Here is a 19,142-nt window from a genome sequence, read left to right as displayed (position 1 = left end):
TAAACCAGGAGGGATTTATGAACAAAAAATTATATCAGGAGGCGTTTGAAAAGGGGCTTAAGATCACCAGAAATCATCTGGAAGATTTCCGGGGTGGTTTTCCGGCACCGGCCAGTGAGGGCAATCGTTATCCGAAAATCGAGAATAATGACTGGACTGCAGGATTCTATACGGGAATTCTGTGGATGTGCTATGAGTATTCTAAAGATCGCGCCTTTTACAATGTTGCAATGGAGCAGATACAGAGTTATCGTTATCGCATCGACCACCGTGTGGTCGTAGATCATCACGATATGGGATTTATCTACAGCCTTTCATGCGTGGCGGCTTATAAGATCACAGGGGACGAGTTTGCCAGAGAGACGGCACTTCTTGCAGCGGACAACTTAAAGTCCAGATTCCGAAAAAAGGGTCAGTTTATTCAGGCATGGGGTGAACTGGATCTGAAGGAGAATTATCGTCTGATCATTGACTGCCTCTTAAATCTTCCAATTCTCTACTGGGCGGCGGATATCACAGGCGACTCTTCCTACCGGGATGTGGCTGAAAAACATCTTGCTACAACCAGAAAGGTAATCTATCGTCCGGATTATTCGACACATCATACGTATTACTTCGACGTGGAGACAGGAAAACCAGCTTATGGTGCCACAAAACAGGGATATTCCGATGAATCCACCTGGTCGAGAGGGCAGGCCTGGGGTGTGTATGGGCTGATGCTTAACTATATGTATGTAAAAGATGACACCATCCCGGATGAGTGGAAAAAGGTGACAGACTATTTTCTGAGACATCTGCCGGAGGACAAAGTGGCATACTGGGATTTCCATTACAGGGATGGGAAGGAACCACGTGACAGTTCGGCATCTGCAATTGCAGTATGCGGAATCCTTGAGGCCTATAACCGGGGGATTTGTGATGAAAATTATCTGACCCAGGCTTACGAGATTTTGGAAAATCTGGCAAAGCTCTATGCGGCACCCGAAAACGATGAGATGAATGGCATTCTCCTTCACTCGACGTATGGACGTCTGCTTGGAGATGGCATCGATGAATGCTGTTTGTTTGGGGATTATTTTTACATGGAAGCATTGATGCGTGTATTGAGACCGGAGTTCAGGACTTATTGGTAATCACAGGATGCGGATTGTTAAGAGAACAAGAGGAGAGGCAATCCGAGGCATCATGAATTCTTATACGTAAAGGGAAAGGAATGAACAAGAACAATGGAAAAACCAGTATTAGTGATTATGGCAGCCGGGATGGGAAGCCGCTATGGCGGACAAAAACAGATTGACCCCATCGATGAAGAGGGACACATCATTATCGATTTTTCGATGTACGATGCGAAGGCTGCAGGATTTGAAAAAGTGATCTTTATCATCAAAAGGGAAGATGAATCCGATTTCAGGGCAGCAGTTGGAGAGCGCATTGCGAAGTACATGGATGTATCCTATGCCTACCAGGAGCTTGACAACATACCGGCAGGCTGTGAAGTTCCCGAAGGACGCACGAAACCATGGGGAACTGCCCATGCAATTTTATCCTGTTCAGATCTGATTCACGGACCATTTGCTGTGATCAATGCAGATGATTATTATGGGAAAGAAGCATTTCAGCTTATCTATGATTATCTTGCATCCCATACGGATGATGACAAGTACCGTTATGCCATGGTCGGCTATCAGCTTTCTAATACCGTCACGGATAATGGTTATGTATCCCGCGGAGTTTGTGAAATCGACCCGAGCGGTCGGCTTGGAAAAGTTCAGGAGCGAACCCATATTGAGAAGAGACATGACTCCATCGAATACACAGAAGATGACGGGAAGACTTGGCATATGCTGCCGAAGGACACGATTGTGTCTATGAATCTGTGGGGGTTCGGCAAGAGTATCATGAGAGAAATCGAAGCAGGGTTTGGTGCATTTTTAAAAGAGGGTATAAAAACAAATCCGTTCAAATGCGAGTATTTTCTTCCGTCTGTAGTTAGCAGACTGCTGGATGAGGACAGAGCTACGGTGGATGTCTTGACATCCCGGGACAGATGGTACGGTGTTACGTATAAAGAGGATAAGCCACTGGTCGAGGCTGCGATCAGAAAGATGAAGAAAGAAGGCTTATATCCCGAAAATCTATGGGAGGGTAATAATTGAAACCAGTGACAGAGAAAGAATTAAAAGAAGCTATTTCTAATTTGGCCATTCCGGGCAATGTAATTTCCTGTGAGCCCTACGGAAGCGGCCATATCAATGATACATATCTGGTGAAACTTGAAACGAAAGAAAACCTGAAGAAAGTGATACTGCAGAGGATTAACACAGAAGTATTCACAAGACCAGATGAGCTGATGGCCAATATCTCTGGGGTCACTGCATTTTTGCGGAAGAGGATCCTTGAAGGCGGAGGAGATCCGGAGCGTGAAACTTTAAATATTATTCCCACGGTTGACAAAAAGTCATATTATGAGAATAAATCCGGGGACTGTTTCCGGGCCTATAAGTTCATCACGGATGCGTACTGCTTTGATCAGGTAGAGAATCCACAGCAGTTTTACGAGAGTGCGGTTGCCTTTGGCAATTTCCAGTATCTTCTGGCCGATTATCCGGCAGAGACTCTGCATGAGACTATTTCTGGTTTTCATGATACGAAAGCGCGGTTTGAGGTTTTCAAAAAGGCGGTATCAGATGACATTATGGGACGTGCTGGCGAAGTGTCAGATGAAATAAAGTTTATCATGGAACGAAAGGATGTTGCAGACTGCTTCACAGATTTACTTGCAAAAAAAGAGATTCCTCTTCGCGTGACACACAATGATACAAAGCTGAACAATATCATGATTGATAAGAAATCACAAAAGGGAATCTGTGTAATTGATCTGGACACGGTTATGCCGGGACTTGCAGTCAACGATTTTGGCGATTCGATTCGCTTTGGTGCAAGCACAGCATTAGAGGACGAGACGGATCTTAATAAAGTTTCCTGCAGCATGGAATTGTTTGAACTTTATACCAGAGGATACTTAGAAGGCTGTCGCGGTAAGCTGACGCAAAAAGAGGTGGAGCTTCTTCCAATGGGCGCAAAGGTGATGACTTACGAATGCGGAATGCGTTTTCTTAATGATTACCTAGTGGGAGATACCTATTTTAAGACAGACCGCGAGCACCACAATTTGGACCGCTGCCGTACACAGCTGAAACTGGTGAAAGATATGGAACAAAAGTGGGATATCATGAATGACATCGTCGGTAAATTATCCGGAAGATGAATCCATGCGTTTCTGCAATCGTGTCGCTGCCGTCACCAACGTGTCCGAATGTTGGTGGCAGCGATCCTGATAAAATTGTCAGGGTGTGGATCTTGCACCGTCCAATGCGTGTATCGCATCGCGAAGAGCCTCTGAAATGTTTTTGTTTTTCTTTTCGCAGTAGTCCTGCAAAATCTGGAAAGTTTCAGCATCGACCCGTGATCGTACAACAAATCGTTTTGGACTGTCTGTCGGTCGTCCTCTTTTTTTTACCACGTATAGCGCCTCCTTTTCAATAAATATATCTCAAAAGAATTATAACGTTATGTACTACAGAATGCAACTATACCTTTTTCAGATCCGGGTGTACCGGATTCAGACAGAGGTAATACGAAAACGAGGAAGGAGTATAGATGGGATGAAGACATTACATGTGACTGCTGCAATTATTATAGAAGAAGGGAAAGTTTTTGCCACACAGAGAGGATATGGTGAGTTTAAAGACGGATGGGAGTTCCCAGGCGGGAAGATCGAAGACGGCGAGACACCAGAAGAGGCCCTGCGCCGTGAGATCATGGAAGAGCTGGATACAAAGGTAATGGTAGGAGAACTGTTTGATACGGTAGAGTATGATTATCCAAAGTTTCACCTGTCCATGCAATGCTATCTGTGTCAAGTGAAAGAGGGAGATCTCAGATTAAAAGAGCACGAGAATGCAAAATGGCTGGACAGGGAGCATCTGTTTGACGTCGACTGGCTCCCTGCAGATATCGGAATTATCAGCCATCTGGAAAAAAAGCTTTCATAGTGCAGCTCGGTGTTGCTGTGAGGCATTATGGTATCCCGTGAAAATCAGATGTCAATTAAAATAAAGCGATATGCATAAATGTTTTGAGATTTTTTGTAAAATAGTAATATATAATTACTCTTTTTTTTGTGCTATTATGATAATACCTGAGAGTTCTCAGGGATGATGTGAAAGACAACGAAATGGTAAATGGAGGAATTATCAAAATGTTGACAAAGAAACAAAATCTGTTAGAGACAATACATGGTGGAAATCCGGACCGATTTGTGAATCAGTACGAATTTATTCATATCTTTATGAGTGATCCGTATAATGCTTCAGATCCGGCCCCGAAGTACGGACAAGTCAATGTGACAAATAAATGGGGTATCACAAAATCGTGGCCTGAGGGAACTCCCGGAGCATTCCCGGTTCTTGACGAGGAACACAGAGTACTTAAAGATATTGATGACTGGAAGAAAGTCATAAAAGCACCGAAACTTGTATTCTCTGAGAGTTCCTGGGAACCGGCAATAAAGGAAGTTGAAGGTGTTGACCGAAACGAACAATTCGTAGCACCTTTTGTAGCACCGGGACTTTTTGAGAGACTGCACTATCTGATGGGCATGGAAGATGCCATGGTTAATTTTTATGAAGAGCCGGAAGAAGTAAAGGATCTGATTAAGTACATAACAGAATGGGAACTCGAATATGCAGATCTGCTCTGCAGTCACCTTCATCCGGATGCACTGTTCCATCATGATGACTGGGGCAGCCAGAAGTCAACATTCTTCTCGAAGGAGATGTTCGAAGAATTTTTCGTGGACGCCTATAAAGAGATATACGGATATTATAAGAATCACGGTGTGGAGCTGGTTGTCCATCATTCAGACTCCTATGCAGAGCCCTTTGTACCAGATATGATTGACATTGGGATCGATATCTGGCAGGGTGTTATGGCGACAAACAACATTCCTGAGATGATCAGAAAATACGGCGGAAAGATCTCCTTTATGGGTGGCATCAACTCCGCAACTGTAGATCATCCAGGATGGACAAGAGAAGAAATTGCAAAAGAAGTTCAAAGAGTCTGTACCGAATACGGAAAGGACAAACACTATTATATTCCCAATATTATACAGGGACTGCCTGTGTCTACCTTTGAAGGTGTCTATGAGACAACTTCAGAAGAGATTGATAAGATGAGCAAAGAGATGTTCTGATTCCAGGGGGATCTCTGCCTTGATTGATTATGGGATCAGCCGCCCGCCAGAGTTTGGCGGACGGTATTTTAATGATACAGTCAGAAAATGCTAAGGAGTGCGTATGATTTATTTGTCTCATTTTTCTTTTCCTGGTGCAGAGGAAGAGATAGATTTTCGAATGTCGATCAAAAGAACCTGCTATGACAGTTTTTATCCGTTTCAGATACTGTCAAAGCATCAGTTGTACCTGCTTGATTTTGAGCCAGTGACGATTTTATATGGAGGGAACGGATCCGGAAAAACGACTGCTTTAAACGGCATTGGAGAAAAGTTGGGTCTTGTGAGAGATACGCCATATAACCGCTCAAATTTCTTTGACGATTATACAGATAGATGTTCGTTTGATTTGTGTCATGAGATAACGCAGGCCAGCAGAATCATTACAAGCGATGATGTATTTGATTTTATGCTGAATCTAAGAGCTTTGAATGATGGGATTGATCACAAACGCGAAGAGTTATTCGAGGAATACCTTGGTGCAAAGTATTCTAAATTTCAGATGAGATCTTTGGATGATTATGATCAACTCAAGAAGGTTAATCTTGCCCGAAGAAAGACACAGTCAAAATTTGTCAGACACAGTCTAATGGATAATGTCCGAGAACATTCAAATGGAGAGAGTGCTTTTTTATACTTCACGGAGAAGATTCAGGAAGAAGGACTATACCTTTTGGATGAGCCGGAAAATAGTCTTTCTCCCGGAAAGCAGCAGGAACTTTTGAGGTTTTTGGAAGATTCAGCGAGATTTTTTGGATGCCAGTTTATTATGGCAACGCATTCTCCTTTTCTTTTGTCTATGAAGGGTGCTAAGATATATGATATGGACGAAGAACCAGTGGATGTGAAAAAGTGGACCAAACTATCAAGCGTGCGTGCTTATTATGATTTCTTTAAGGCACACGAGGATGAACTGGGGGAGTAAGCACAATTACATACAGGAGAAGAATTATGATACAGTTACTTTTGGCAATCATCTATCTTGCTTTCATTAGTCTGGGTCTTCCGGATTCATTGCTTGGCTCAGCATGGCCGGCGATGTATCCACAATTTGGAGTCCCTATCTCTTACGCGGGAATCATATCCATGATTATTGCACTTGGTACAGTGGTGTCAAGCCTGCAAAGCGATCGGGTTACCAGAAAGTTTGGAACAGGTAAAGTCACAGCCATGAGTGTTGCCATGACTGCAGCGGCTTTATTTGGATTCTCTGTCAGTCATTCTTTTTGGGCACTCTGCCTTTGGGCAATTCCCTATGGACTAGGGGCCGGAAGTGTTGATGCATCGCTGAATAATTATGTGGCACTTAACTATGCAAGCCGTCATATGAGCTGGCTTCATTGTATGTGGGGAGTCGGGGCTTCTTTTGGCCCGTACATTATGGGATATGCATTGTCAGGCGGATATCGCTGGAATATGGGATACCGGATTATCGCTGTCGTTCAGATGGTTTTGACCATTATTCTTGTAATCAGCTTGCCTCTTTGGAAACGTGGAAGTAAAAGTCTACTTGAAGAAGAATCGAAAAAATCGGTCGGGCCTTTGAAATATCATGAGATTTTTAAGATTCCCGGGGCAAAAGAAGTGATGCTTACTTTTTTCTGCTACTGCGCGATAGAGCAGACAACGGGATTGTGGGCCAGCAGCTATCTCACACTGAAGTATGAGATTTCAAAGAGCACAGCTGCAGGCTTTGCCAGCTTGTTTTTTATTGGAATTACAATCGGTCGGGCGTTCAGTGGTTTTCTTACAATTAAGATGAATGATGCGAAGATGGTTCGCCTGGGAGAAGGAACCACACTTGTCGGTATTCTGATATTGTTACTGCCATTCAATCAGAAAGCAGCGATGCTGGGACTGATTTTGATTGGTCTGGGATGTGCCCCCATCTATCCCTGTATTATACATGCAACACCAGAGCACTTCGGTGCAGATAAATCTCAGGCAGTGATCGGTGTTCAGATGGCCAGTGCCTATGTGGGAACGTGTCTGATGCCTCCTTTATTTGGTGTTATTGCCAATCGTATCAGTGTGGGATTGTTTCCGTTTTATCTATTGTTGATCTTGATTCTTATATTTGCTATGCACGAGTCACTTCTCATCAAAACAGCAAACATAAAGTGACAGTATCCTTTGAGAATGATAGAATAAAGAAAATGTATGGAAAAGTGAGGATTAAATTATGGATAGAGAAGTACGCGAAGCTATAGCCGCGGGTGAAAGAGCTCTTAACAGTCTGAAATACGCAAAAGAGGATCTGGACAGTGCAAGATCATGGGGGATTGCTGATTTGCTGGGAGGGGGATCAATCATCGGGCTTATGAAGCATTCTAAGATGAATCATGCCGTATCACATATGGAGGAAGCCAAAAGTAATCTGCGTGTATTTCAAAGAGAACTTCAGGATGTGACGGTGAATACAGATCTGAATTTGGAGGTTGGAGATTTTCTGACATTTGCGGATTTTTTCTTTGACGGAGTTGTAGCAGATTATCTCGTGCAATCGAAGATATCGGATGCAAGAAAGCAGGTGGATCGTGCGATCCGGCAGGTAAGCCAGATTGTTTCAAGCCTTCGAAGAATGGGATAAATCTGTTAAATCAAAAAACATAAAATAAAGAGGTAATGTAGAATGAGCAAAGTGATTTTATTTCAAGGAGACAGTGTCACCGATGTGGATCGGAGGGCAGAAGGCGGAGACGGTCTGGGCAATGGCTATCCGAAGCTGATCGCAGAGCGTTTAAAGGAACAAAACGAGAACACTGTTGTTTTGAATCGAGGAGTATCGGGAAACAGAACTTGCGATCTCATAAATCGCTGGACCAGGGACTGCATTGATATCAAGCCCGATGTACTGACGATCTTAATTGGTATTAATGATTGCTGGAGAAAGTATGACAGAAATGATGAGACATCCCTTGATGCCTTTGTATCCAATTATACAAAATTGATGGACCGGTCAAAAAGCGAAACAGATGCCCGCATTATCCTGATGGAGCCCTTTGTGCTTCCCTTCCCGGAAGACAGAAAAGAGTGGAGAGTCACGTTGGATCCCTATATTCAGGCGGTGCGCCAGTTCGCGGTAAAATATCAGACGGGACTGGTAACACTGGACGGGATATTTTCTAAAGCGGCTATTCGTGAGGGGTATACCGCACTGGCTCAAGATGGTGTCCATCCGACGCCATTGGGACATCGCCTGATTGCAGAGGCGTGGCTTGAGGAATATCGAGGCAGGTAGGAGAATATGGCTTTATACGCAATTGGTGATTTCCATCTGGCGAATTCTGTGGATAAACCCATGGATATGTTCGGGTCAGTGTGGAAAAATCATGAGAAAAAGATACAAAAATACTGGAATCGGCGAGTAACCATGGATGATACTGTGGTCATAACCGGAGATCACTCCTGGGGCCGTAATCTTGAAGAAGCCGGGGCAGATCTTGCTTTTATTGCTGATCTGCCCGGGCGAAAAATTTTGCTTCGGGGCAATCACGATATGTTTTGGAATGCAAAAAAGACCGAGAAACTAAATGAAATATTCAAAGGGAGGCTTTTTTTTCTCCAGAATAATTTCTATACTTACCAGGATTACGGACTGGTCGGGACTAAAGGATATTGTTACGAAGGAAAGGACTCATATAAGCATTTTCTGAAAATCAGAGATCGTGAGCTGGAACGCTTAAGGACGTCATTTGAGGCAGCAAAAGACGCCGGATATCACAGATTTATCATGTTCCTTCATTTTCCACCCACAAGTATCGGGGAAGAAGAAAGTCCGTTCACACAGATGGCCGAAGTTTATGATACTTCAAAGGTGATTTATTCTCATTGTCATGGAAAAGAACGGTTTGATGACAGTTTGAAGGGATATTTCAATGGGATTGAGTATCAATTAGTATCCGGTGATTATCTGAACTTTAAGCCGGAGCTGATTTTACGATGAACTAAAAAGGCGAAAGGAGTATACAATGGTTAACATATTAGCGATAGGAAATAGTTTCTCTCAGGATGCGACAACATATCTGCATGATTTGGCCAAGAGCGGAGGGATAGATACAAAAGTTGTAAATCTTTATATCGGTGGCTGCTCATTAGAGCGACACTGGAATAATATAGAGCACAATAAAGCGGATTATCAGTATCAGTTAAATGGAGTCGAAGGGGAACATTATGTAACAGTCGAAGAGATCCTGAAAGAGGAAGAATGGGATTATATTGTAACACAGCAGTGCAGTGGTTACAGTGGTCTAATGGACACCTATTATCCCTATCTTGGAAATCTTCTTGCCTATGTGCAGACAAAATGCCCCAATGCAAAACGGGTGATTATGCAGACCTGGGCCTATGAGGTCGATTCCACACATGAGCACTTTGAATTTTATCATAACAGTCAAGAGGAAATGTATAAAAAACTTTCGGAATGTTATGATAAAGTTGCCGATGAGTATCGGACAGATCTGATTCCTGCCGGTGATTTGATTCAAAGTCTGAGAAGAAAGGAGCCCTTCCTCTATCTGGAAGGTGGAAAGAGCCTTTGCAGAGATGGGTTTCATATGCATCTTCTATATGGAAGATATGCCGTCGCAGCACTCTGGTTCGATCATCTTTTAGGCGGTAATATCATGGAGAATCCTTATCGGCCGCCAGTTCAGGATGGAAAACAAATGACGGAAGACGAATTTCATATAATAAAAAACAGTATAAAGGAAATTGATTGATTCGGGGGAAGGTCAAGCCTTTCATGTTTGGAAACTATGATTTTGTCTTCGTCACTGTTTGGTAAATGATAAATGCGGCCAGTGTGATGGCAAAGCTGATCACAAATGGAAGCAGAAATCTTGTAGACAGAGGACCCTCGATGGAAGTCCCGGCCAGTACATAGGGAATCATCTTAGGGCTTAAGCCAAGGATTGATGCAATTATATATTTGCTCCACGGCATTCCTGCTGCACCAAAGAACATGCTGGTTAATCCGATGGGAAGCGGAGTGATCCGAGCGATAAAGCAGGTCGTCGTAGTGTTGTTCTGATTAGACGAAAAGAACTTTTTTGCTTTCTCATTCTTCTGCAGCATCCGGGTGACTTCTTCTGCGCCGAGTTTCTTTCCAAGATAATAACTGATCGTTGTTTCACAGATCATTCCTGTTATGCTGATAAGAATGCCCCAGACAGGCGGAAATATTATGCCGATGGCAATGCAGACAAGCATGTTGGGAATTGCCATGATGATTGATCTGAGACAATATAGTCCAATCAATGCCAAGGCTGCGAAAAACGGAGACGATGGCGTATAGTGTATGATATCATCAACACTCAGATTGTGGACGACCGGAATAAGAATAAGGGTAATTATTATGATAAAACCTATGGTTAATTGTTTCCGATGTGAGTAAAGCCAGCGCATCAAAATCCTCCTTCTTGTCCGGGGTCATCTGACCCTGATAAATGTTTGTTCGGGTTCCAAGGTCCTGCTTTTTCATGCTCGCATGAAAAGCAGGACCTTTTGACCCCATATGATACACGGATTACTCCGCACTTTGTGCTCACGTAATCCTACAAACATTCGAAATACACCCTAATCGGGTTGCTTTCTCATGTTTGTTCGGGTCTCAAGGTCATGCTTTTTCATGCAAGCATGAAACGCAGGACCTTTTGACCCTGGTATCATAAATATTAGTATACTTGAATACTCAAAAATTATCAATTGGAAAAGGTAAACGAATAACTTCACAGAAAGTTCACAGAAATTATTAGCACTCACTCTTGACGAGTGCTAATAATTGTGTTATAACATATTTAGAACGAAGGAAGGGAAAGATAAAGATTGTAAGACGAGAAAGTAATAAGTAACATTTCAGACATCACAGATTTAATCAGAAGGGAGCGATAATTATGTTGATGCCGAGTATTTTTGGAACAAACATGTTTGATGATTTTATGGAACCTTTCGAAAACAGCCTTTGGACGAATGGTCTGATGAGCACAGATGTCAAAGAAAACGATAACAATTTTGAGATTGCTATGGATCTGCCGGGAGTTAAAAAAGAAGACATTAAGGCGCAATTGAATGATGGTTATCTTACCATTGAGGCTTCATCCAAATCGAAGAAAGACGAGAAAGATGAAAATGGTAACTATATTCGCAGGGAAAGATACACCGGAAAAGCAAGAAGAAGCTTTTATGTTGGAAATCAAATAACACAGGAAGACATCAAAGCAAAATTCGAAGACGGGACATTAACGCTTCTGGTTCCAAAAAAAGAAGAAAAAGCGCAAGTGGAACAGAAACAAAATATATTAATTGAAGATTAAACCCATTCTACAAGGAGGAAAAACTTATGATAGTACCAAGCATTTTTAACGATAGTTTATTCGATGACTTCTTTTTTGAACCGTGGTTTAACGACGGAAGTTTTAGCAAAGCGGAGAAGAAACTTTATGGACATCACGGAAAGAATCTGATGAAAACAGATATCAGGCAAACTGATCTGGGTTATGAGCTTGAGATGGACCTGCCGGGATTTAAAAAAGATGAAATTCAGATTTCGCTGGAGAATGGATCTTTGAAGGTCAGTGCTTCAAAGAATCTGGATGAAGAAAAGAAAGATGAAGGGAAGTATATCCGCCGTGAAAGATATGCAGGTGCCTGCGAGAGAACTTTCTATGTTGGTGACAATCTGAAACAGGAAGATATTAAAGCATCCTTTCATGATGGAATCTTAAAGGTCGAACTCCTGAAACCGGATGAAAAAAAGATTGAAGAGAATAAATATGTTGCCATTGAAGGATAATTGGCCCTTCTTTATATAGATATGATAAACGAGCGGAAGGCGTAAAGATGTGCTTTCCGCTCGTTTTATCAGATAGTGTCGGTTGAAACAAGAATCCCCCTGCTTTAGCTGTGGGGAGTGTCAAATTAAGATCTGCCACTAAACAGATGAGATAAGAGGTCTTTCATTTCTCGATAATAAGGGGAAGCGGCAGGGTGAGATTCCATAGGTTTTAATGCGTCAAACATCTTCATATAATACCAATTCTGCTGCTCCCTGCGGGCGTTGAACTTGTCCCAGAATTGTTCACCGATTTCTCTGTAGTCGGATATGCTGCTTCGAAGATTTGATACCTTGTCAGCTAATATTAGCATCATTTCCCGGTCACCTGCTCCAGACAGGGAGGCAATCGCCGCACTTTTTCTCTCTGTCCAGCCTCTGGATTTATCCTCTGTGTGAAAAGCAACCAACGAAGCTACATCACTGCCGAAACGGTCACATATTTCTTCCAGGGTTGCGGGGGTATCTTCGACGATATCATGAAGAACACCAGCGATTAACAGGTTATCATCCGCGTTCATATGGAACAAGATAAGCATTGTCTCCAAAGGATGAAGAATATAAGGATGACAGGATCCTTTTCGAACTTGTCCGGCGTGACATGCGGTTGCATATGTGATTGCTTCATTGATCAGATGGTTTTTTTCGGAAGACATATTCACTCCTCATAAAGTATAACTGCAGATTGTGCATATGACAGTATCTATCCCTAGTATAATTCATTTCTGATTGAAATGGAACAAAAAGATCCCCAAAGTTAGCCTATATCTGACTTTGGGGATCTTTTTGCTGAAAGTATAGCAGTGCACATATATAACAAATGAGAAGCATAAATATTGTTCAAATGTGACAATGTTTTCAAATCATCATGATTAAGTATTGCGGCAAACGCCTGAATATGGTAACATACAGTCAGAAACAAAATAAAACAGAAAGAAACGGTCAAATATCAACCACTATTTTGCAGTATGTAACGCTTTGATTACTCGGAGGTTTCAATCCTGACATTTGCATCTATGAGAAAAGTGTAATCGATATCTTGGGTTAAGGTATCGGTGATTACATAATTCAAGCGGTCAATGGGCACTAGGAAAACCTGACCATTCTGAGAGAATTTCGTGTGGTCTGCCAGCAGAAAGACCTCAAAAGATCGGTCAATCATATGCTTTTTAACCGTTGCATCGTCAATCGCTGAATCAGTGACAGAACGTATAGAAGAAACTCCTGAGCAGGAAATAAAAGCCTTATTTGGGTAGTATTCTTCGATATCTTTTACGGTCATTGGGCCATGGGTAGATAAACTGTTCACAGTTAATATACCGCCCAGACAGACATAAGTGATATTTGGTTTCTGATATTTCACCGCTTCCGTCAAAAATGCGATAGAATTGCTGATTAGAGTGACGTCAATGCCATCCGGTATACATTCCGCAAGAAATATGGTGGTGGAACTGTTATCTACGTATATCATATCCCCGGGTTTTATATAGGATGCCGCTTTTTGACAGAGCTTTCTTTTTACGTCTGAATCCTGGATATGGGGATATAGAGACGACTCATTGATGATATCCAAAGTCTGGGACTCGGTGCTTAAACTTGCATGGTTTGCGGTGACACCTCCGTGTATTCTTTTCACGAGGCCCTCATTCTGTAATTCTGTGAGATCGCGGCGTATCGTTTCCCTGGATGCATCCAGGTGCTCGGCAAGGAAATTGACACGCAAAGTGGAGTGTTGACTCAACAGTCTCAATATTTCACGTTTTCGTTCTATTGCATACATTCATACACCTACCTTTCGAACGCTATACCACGCGAAACGCATGGTCTGGACTGCGTTCCCATTCATGATATAAGTTACGGTTCAGAGTCGCGCCCGAACTGAGCCGTAACCGATATGGGTATCATACCATTATTTATTATAATAATCTATATCTATCTGTAAAGATGAGAAGCAAAAATCATGCCGTAAAGGGCTGCCTTTGCGGTAAATTATTTCTGGTGACATTGACTGTTGTGCAAAGGGGGATACAGATGATTAACGTCTTAATATTCGATGATGAAAGAAGCACAAGAGAACTTATGGATACGCTTTCAATTTTTGAAGGGCTTGAACCGTCCTTACAGAAGATTGTGAATGAGAACAGGGACAACATATGCAAGATTGAGCTAAGGGGAAAGAACGATGCAAGCGTGAACCTTCCGACATTTAGCTTGTCGGAGCCGGATGTCATGAGAGATTTGTTTGAGACGTCAAAGAAAAAACCGAAGAAAAGACGCGGTGAAATTTCCGAGGCCATTAATTATATCAACAAGTACTATAAGGAAAAGATTACTCTTGAAGAACTTGCCTTTAATTGTGACCTCAATCCGAACTACTTCTGTGAGATGTTCAAAGAAGAAACAGGTAAGAATTTCTCAAAATATCTGATGGATATCAGGATGGCACATGCTAAGATGTTGCTGCGGGATACGAGAAAACCGGTTTATGAGATTGCTGATGATGTGGGATATCAGGATGCCAGATTTTTCAGCCAGCAGTTCCGCAAGGCGGTGGGTTTAAAGCCAAGTCAATACAGGGAACTTATGCGTGTGCCGGAGAAGATAAACTCTGTGGTTTCCATCTAGAACAGGTGGGCATTGGCCAATGAAACATATGCATTGAAGATAAGAAGACCTTTTCTGAAAAAAGCATTTTCAGTAAAAGGTCTTTTTTGGCAGTGCAGCAGTAAACCAGCTATTTTTTCGAAGCATTTTTTGGAAGCTTCCAGTCATAGTGATGATCGATGAGTGCTATATTATGCCGTGACTGGTTGTTAATCTTCCGTATCTTCTTGGGATCACATTTCGGTTTTCGGTCGTAAGTGAGCAGACCATTTGTCTCCTGCTCTACATCGGTGAGCTGTGTGTAACAGAATCCATAGATATAATCCGACTGGAGGATAGTGCTGATTACAAAGCAATACTGTTCCAGAAACTCATCTTCATTTTCTGCACTGGTATATCCCCAGCTCTGTGTATCTGAATGATTATAACGAATTCCACCGCATTCCGTTATCATGATAGGTTGGCCGTCATATCGAAAGGAAGAGGCAAAGATACTGCGTCCTGCCGGATACGGGGAGAGCAGAAGATTCAAGTCTGATGCAAAACGCTGAAATGTTTCCTGCATCTTTGGCGTTTTGGGAGTGCCATGTGCGTAGTTGTGAATGGCGCAGATGTCTGTCTTTGTCTGCTCCCACCCATCATTGTTGACGACAAGACGTACAGGATCATATGCTTTCAACAGGTAGTAAAGTGAAAGTGTATAATCCTGCTGTCTTTTATTGCGGCTGACATCAGGTACACCCCAACTTTCATTGAAAGGAACCCAGGCAACAATGGAAGGATGGTTATAATCTCTTACAATGACTTCCATCCATTCTTTCGTATAACGGGTAAGGGCATGATCCGTAAAAAGACAGGCAGAAGGGACCTCCTCCCATACCATAAGACCAATTTTGTCGGCCCAGTATAAAAATCTGGGATCTGCAGTTTTCTGATGTTTTCGGCAGCCGTTAAATCCCATTTCTTTCATGAGCATAATATCAGTTTGAAAAGCATTATCATCAGGTGCGGTTAACAGACTGTCCGGCCAGTACCCCTGATCCAGAATCATCTTGGGGTAATAGGGATGATTGTTAAGATATATCATCCCGTTTTCTGCATGAATTTTTCGCATGCCAAAATAGCTTTCTGCAATATCACAGATCCTATGTTCGGAATTCAATCTAAAAACAACATCATAAAGTGCTGGATGTTCCGGTGACCAAGAGCGACCTTCCCCGTGGGTATTGGTATGGAAAATCTGATCTCCTGCCAGATAGATATCCTTTTTAAAGACGGTGGCACTATTGACAGAGTAAGAGTCCTGACATACCAATTCTCCTTCATAGGTAATCTTTACGTCCAGACGCATATCCGGAACCAGCTTGCTGAAGCTGGCTTCAAGCTTTAATGTGTTCTGATCAAAATCTGGTGTCATCTTAATATTCGTTATGTGAACGGCATCGACGGGCTCAATCCAGACGGTCTGCCAGATACCGGATGTTCGAGTATACCAAATCCCAGAACTTTCCTCTTCCCAGAACTGTTTTCCTCTTGGAATGGTCTCGTCAGTAGAAGGGTCCTCGATATAAACAGCAATAGAATGTGGACAGAACTGCTTATTTATATGATTAGTGATATCAAAGGTAAATGATGCACTTCCGCCTTCGTGTTCTCCGCATAAAGTTTCATCAATATAAACCTTGCAGAAGTAATCAACAGCTCCAAAATGAAGTAAAAGCTGCTTTCCATTCCATTCTTCTGGAAGTGTAAATTCTCTTTTGTAGAAACATCGATCGTGAAATGATGTATCATGAACATTGCTTAACTTACTCTGAAAACAAAAAGGGACTTCAATCTTATGCGTTAGATGACAGCTTTTTTGTTCCCAGTGGTGAGTCAGTGCTTCTTCTTTATCGTCAAAATCAAAATCCCATAGGCCATTAAGGCTGAGCCAGTTTTTTCTCATAAACTGCGGTCTGGGGTATTCACTTCGTAACATATAAAAACCTCCTAGTATATTTGCTAATTCTTTTCGATATTTAAAAATGAAACATAATTTATGTAACAAAATAAAACCTACATAATTCGTAGAACTTATATATATAAAAATACATGGAAATTTAAAAATATGCTATAGCAAAAATGCACAAAAAAGAGATTTGCATTTTGTACAATATCACTTTGAGTGCAATTTACTGTATGGATACTCCAAATCACACGAAAAAATATCAAAAATAAATAATACAGAAATTATAGAATAATTGTTGACTGTGAGATGAATTAGTGCTATATTGATGCTAAGAACATTAAAGATACATAGAAAATGTAAATGATCTCTCGGAATGTTAATTGATCATGCCAGCACTGTTGGCAACAGAACATTGAAAAGTGAATATTATCTAAAATGAAATAAATGATGAAAAAAGAATATGAGAAATAGACATAACTGTCGTTATGCTTGAAAAATCGGTTATAATAAAATTGGATTATGCCGCTTGCAGAATCAACTTTCTGAAGGCAGATTCAAAGGGCATATCCCAGGAATCCAGATGTTGTAACATCAGGATGTGATAGAGGCGCAGTACCACGTCTTAGTTGAGCGATGTCTGCCGTCTTCTAATTTAAAGCCTAATTTCTCACGTTTATTTGAACGTTCTGCAGAAGTTCTTGCATGATACTCAAGCTTCCTTTCATCAGAGTCACGAGGTGGAATATTAAATAGCCTTGGATTATCATTCGCTGCCACATGCACGGTTCTTCTATATCTAGAATCAGAGCAGGGATGTTCACAGGAGCATCCATATTTTCTACTGGCTAAGGAGCATCTGGATTTCACACGGTGTTTGGAAGTTTCAGAACAATCATGGTTCATCATCCGCCTCCCCCGCATATAGCAACCCCATCTTTGCCAAGGGTGAAGTCATCCTTGTAAGGCAGTTTGACCTCACCTTTTCCACTAAGGTCAATAAAAGGTGTGGTATGTGCCCGTCTGAAATATTTATAATAAGGCATTGCATCATGTGTAAAATTCAGAAGAATCTTTGCGACATTAAAGTCAGGAAGAAAACTTTTCATTCTGAAAAGGTTAAGCAGAAAACCGTGTGAATCATGCTTTGAAGCTGGATTTAATAACAGAAAAACAGTCCAGGTAGAACGGGAAATAGAATCAGATTAGGATAGTATTTACGAAGATTTTTAGGAACAAAGTCTTGATAGGCGGAATGACCGCCAGAGTTAACAGGTAACAAAAATCGCCTCCAATCGAAAATTGTATGTCGCCCGCAAGCGAACGGTACTTTTTGATCATAGGCGCGAATTGCCGCATCTTTCGAATAAACTGTCAAGTGGTTTTGACAAAAGGTGGGAGATTTTAATAAAAAAATGATCTGAAAGTTTTGAATTTACTGACTTAGAGATTCCGAGAGATTATATGTAAAGAATGGAGGATGGGAATGAAAAAAGAGAAAAAAAATTTACCAAATAGCAGCCAGATGGGGGCAGCAAAGGGGTTAAAAAAGCGTAATAGTACGTTGGCCTATCTTCGAAGACACTGGATGCTTTATGCAATGCTGGTTTTGCCGGTTTTGTACTATTTCCTGTTTTGCTACCGCGCCATGCCCGGTGTCGTTATCGCCTTTAAAGATTACAACATGTTTAAGGGAATCTGGGGCAGCCAATGGGTCGGCATGGAATTTTTTGAACGAGTGTCCCATTCTGCCACCTTCTGGCGAGCCGTTCGGAACACAATGGTATTAAATGTGCTTGGCCTGGTATTAGGCTTTCCACTGCCGATTATTCTGGCATTGTTTCTAAACGAAATCACTCATAAATTTTTTAAAAAAGCCGTACAGACTTTCATCTATCTGCCACACTTTATTTCCTGGTCAGTGGTAGGTGGCATGATGTATCAGTTTTTTGCTTCATCAGGAATGATCAACACGATTATTAAAACCTTTGGTGGTGGCGAGGTTCCCTTCCTCACCAGTAAGCCCTGGTGGATATTTACCTATTTCATCGTCGGTGTTTGGCAGAGCCTTGGATGGAACACAATCATATATCTTTCCGCGATGACGGGAATAGATCAAGAAATTTATGATGCAGCTCGCGTGGATGGATGTTCCAGATTCCGGATGATGACAGCCATCACGCTTCCCTGTATCAAAGGTACAATTGCAATTATGCTGATTATGGCGGTAGGCGGTATGGCGAGCATCGGATTCGAACAGCCTTATGTTATGCAGAACAGCACGGTAATGGAGGTAGGCGATGTAATCAGCACCTTCGTATATCGAGTGGGACTAGAACAGGGAGACTTCAGTATCGGTACTGCGGTGGGACTTGCACAGTCGGTAATCAACTTTGTACTGGTAATCAGCGCCAATGCCTTTAGTAAGCGCATAACCGGCGACGGTATCTGGTAAAGGAGAG

The 19,142-nt window shown here is 42.0% G+C and carries 22 protein-coding genes; 16 read left to right on the top strand and 6 right to left on the bottom strand.

Translation table 11 applies throughout. The annotated features are described in order from the left end of the window. Positions 1-17: 17 nt before the first annotated feature. The 3 genes from INP51_RS14585 (at position 18) to INP51_RS14575 (ending at position 3,268) form a co-directional block, all read left to right on the top strand. Complete coding sequence (locus INP51_RS14585) at positions 18-1,133, top strand: glycoside hydrolase family 88 protein (protein WP_193735502.1); 1,116 nt, start codon at positions 18-20, stop codon at positions 1,131-1,133. Between the two features lie 93 nt (positions 1,134-1,226). Then, complete coding sequence (locus INP51_RS14580; protein WP_193735501.1) at positions 1,227-2,156, top strand: sugar phosphate nucleotidyltransferase; 930 nt, start codon at positions 1,227-1,229, stop codon at positions 2,154-2,156. Continuing rightward, a complete protein-coding gene (locus tag INP51_RS14575) occupies positions 2,153-3,268 on the top strand; it encodes a phosphotransferase enzyme family protein (protein WP_329602311.1) in 1,116 nt (371 codons plus the stop codon). The genes INP51_RS14580 and INP51_RS14575 overlap by 4 nt, the downstream gene beginning before the upstream one ends. Positions 3,269-3,346: 78 nt before the next feature. Here INP51_RS14575 and INP51_RS14570 read toward each other — a convergent pair whose 3' ends face one another. Further along, on the bottom strand, positions 3,347-3,523 hold the full coding sequence (locus INP51_RS14570; RefSeq protein WP_193735500.1) for a ribbon-helix-helix domain-containing protein: 177 nt from the start codon (positions 3,521-3,523) through the stop codon (positions 3,347-3,349). Between the two features lie 142 nt (positions 3,524-3,665). On the opposite strand from INP51_RS14570, the gene mutT reads away from it, so the two are divergent. The 8 genes from mutT to INP51_RS14530 all read left to right on the top strand — a co-directional run bounded on the left by mutT (position 3,666) and on the right by INP51_RS14530 (position 10,017). After that, the gene (gene mutT / locus INP51_RS14565) at positions 3,666-4,055 is read left to right on the top strand and encodes an 8-oxo-dGTP diphosphatase MutT (protein ID WP_193735499.1); all 390 of its coding nucleotides are present in this window, start codon (positions 3,666-3,668) and stop codon (positions 4,053-4,055) included. Between the two features lie 206 nt (positions 4,056-4,261). After that, the gene (locus INP51_RS14560; RefSeq protein WP_193735498.1) at positions 4,262-5,257 is read left to right on the top strand and encodes a uroporphyrinogen decarboxylase family protein; all 996 of its coding nucleotides are present in this window, start codon (positions 4,262-4,264) and stop codon (positions 5,255-5,257) included. 103 nt (positions 5,258-5,360) lie between these two features. After that, entirely contained in the window at positions 5,361-6,221 is an 861-nt protein-coding gene (locus INP51_RS14555) for an AAA family ATPase (protein WP_193735497.1), read from the top strand. A 26-nt stretch (positions 6,222-6,247) separates the two neighbouring features. After that, entirely contained in the window at positions 6,248-7,420 is a 1,173-nt protein-coding gene (locus INP51_RS14550) for an MFS transporter (RefSeq protein ID WP_193735496.1), read from the top strand. 58 nt (positions 7,421-7,478) lie between these two features. Continuing rightward, the gene (locus INP51_RS14545) at positions 7,479-7,886 is read left to right on the top strand and encodes a hypothetical protein (RefSeq protein ID WP_193735495.1); all 408 of its coding nucleotides are present in this window, start codon (positions 7,479-7,481) and stop codon (positions 7,884-7,886) included. A 42-nt stretch (positions 7,887-7,928) separates the two neighbouring features. Beyond that, positions 7,929-8,537 carry an SGNH/GDSL hydrolase family protein gene (locus INP51_RS14540; protein WP_193735494.1) on the top strand — a complete coding sequence of 203 codons (609 nt, stop codon included), beginning with the start codon at positions 7,929-7,931 and terminating at the stop codon, positions 8,535-8,537. A 6-nt stretch (positions 8,538-8,543) separates the two neighbouring features. After that, positions 8,544-9,242: a metallophosphoesterase gene (locus INP51_RS14535; RefSeq protein WP_193735493.1), complete on the top strand. Its 699-nt coding sequence runs from the start codon at positions 8,544-8,546 to the stop codon at positions 9,240-9,242. Positions 9,243-9,267: 25 nt separating this feature from the next. Further along, a complete protein-coding gene (locus INP51_RS14530; RefSeq protein WP_193735492.1) occupies positions 9,268-10,017 on the top strand; it encodes a DUF4886 domain-containing protein in 750 nt (249 codons plus the stop codon). A gap of 34 nt (positions 10,018-10,051) precedes the next feature. Here the strand turns inward: INP51_RS14530 and INP51_RS14525 are convergent, their stop codons facing one another. Next, positions 10,052-10,507, bottom strand: a complete 456-nt coding sequence (locus INP51_RS14525; RefSeq protein ID WP_230406956.1) for a TVP38/TMEM64 family protein — start codon at positions 10,505-10,507, stop codon at positions 10,052-10,054. On the opposite strand from INP51_RS14525, the gene INP51_RS16235 reads away from it, so the two are divergent. The 3 genes from INP51_RS16235 to INP51_RS14515 all read left to right on the top strand — a co-directional run bounded on the left by INP51_RS16235 (position 10,446) and on the right by INP51_RS14515 (position 12,089). Then, positions 10,446-10,592: a hypothetical protein gene (locus INP51_RS16235; protein WP_230406958.1), complete on the top strand. Its 147-nt coding sequence runs from the start codon at positions 10,446-10,448 to the stop codon at positions 10,590-10,592. The genes INP51_RS14525 and INP51_RS16235 overlap by 62 nt on opposite strands. Before the next feature lie 598 nt (positions 10,593-11,190). Further along, entirely contained in the window at positions 11,191-11,610 is a 420-nt protein-coding gene (locus INP51_RS14520) for an Hsp20/alpha crystallin family protein (protein ID WP_193735490.1), read from the top strand. Between the two features lie 26 nt (positions 11,611-11,636). Then, complete coding sequence (locus INP51_RS14515) at positions 11,637-12,089, top strand: Hsp20/alpha crystallin family protein (protein WP_193735489.1); 453 nt, start codon at positions 11,637-11,639, stop codon at positions 12,087-12,089. A 125-nt stretch (positions 12,090-12,214) separates the two neighbouring features. Here INP51_RS14515 and INP51_RS14510 read toward each other — a convergent pair whose 3' ends face one another. Both INP51_RS14510 and INP51_RS14505 read right to left on the bottom strand, forming a co-directional pair. Then, a complete protein-coding gene (locus INP51_RS14510; RefSeq protein WP_193735488.1) occupies positions 12,215-12,784 on the bottom strand; it encodes an HD domain-containing protein in 570 nt (189 codons plus the stop codon). Between the two features lie 326 nt (positions 12,785-13,110). After that, entirely contained in the window at positions 13,111-13,908 is a 798-nt protein-coding gene (locus INP51_RS14505; RefSeq protein ID WP_193735487.1) for a DeoR/GlpR family DNA-binding transcription regulator, read from the bottom strand. Positions 13,909-14,159: 251 nt separating this feature from the next. On the opposite strand from INP51_RS14505, the gene INP51_RS14500 reads away from it, so the two are divergent. Continuing rightward, positions 14,160-14,753 (top strand): helix-turn-helix domain-containing protein, encoded by a 594-nt coding sequence (locus INP51_RS14500; protein WP_193735486.1) that lies wholly within the window; start codon positions 14,160-14,162, stop codon positions 14,751-14,753. A 109-nt stretch (positions 14,754-14,862) separates the two neighbouring features. Here the strand turns inward: INP51_RS14500 and INP51_RS14495 are convergent, their stop codons facing one another. Further along, the gene (locus INP51_RS14495) at positions 14,863-16,713 is read right to left on the bottom strand and encodes a glycoside hydrolase family 2 protein (RefSeq protein WP_193735485.1); all 1,851 of its coding nucleotides are present in this window, start codon (positions 16,711-16,713) and stop codon (positions 14,863-14,865) included. An 872-nt stretch (positions 16,714-17,585) separates the two neighbouring features. Beyond that, complete coding sequence (locus INP51_RS16230; protein ID WP_230406820.1) at positions 17,586-17,789, bottom strand: hypothetical protein; 204 nt, start codon at positions 17,787-17,789, stop codon at positions 17,586-17,588. A gap of 377 nt (positions 17,790-18,166) precedes the next feature. Between INP51_RS16230 and INP51_RS14485 the strand changes: the two genes are divergently transcribed. Continuing rightward, on the top strand, positions 18,167-19,135 hold the full coding sequence (locus tag INP51_RS14485; RefSeq protein WP_207736883.1) for an ABC transporter permease: 969 nt from the start codon (positions 18,167-18,169) through the stop codon (positions 19,133-19,135). Positions 19,136-19,142 lie beyond the last annotated feature (7 nt).

This window comes from Blautia liquoris (assembly GCF_015159595.1).
Lineage (GTDB): Bacteria > Bacillota > Clostridia > Lachnospirales > Lachnospiraceae > Novisyntrophococcus > Novisyntrophococcus liquoris.
This window is presented reverse-complemented; position numbering and strand designations above follow the sequence as displayed.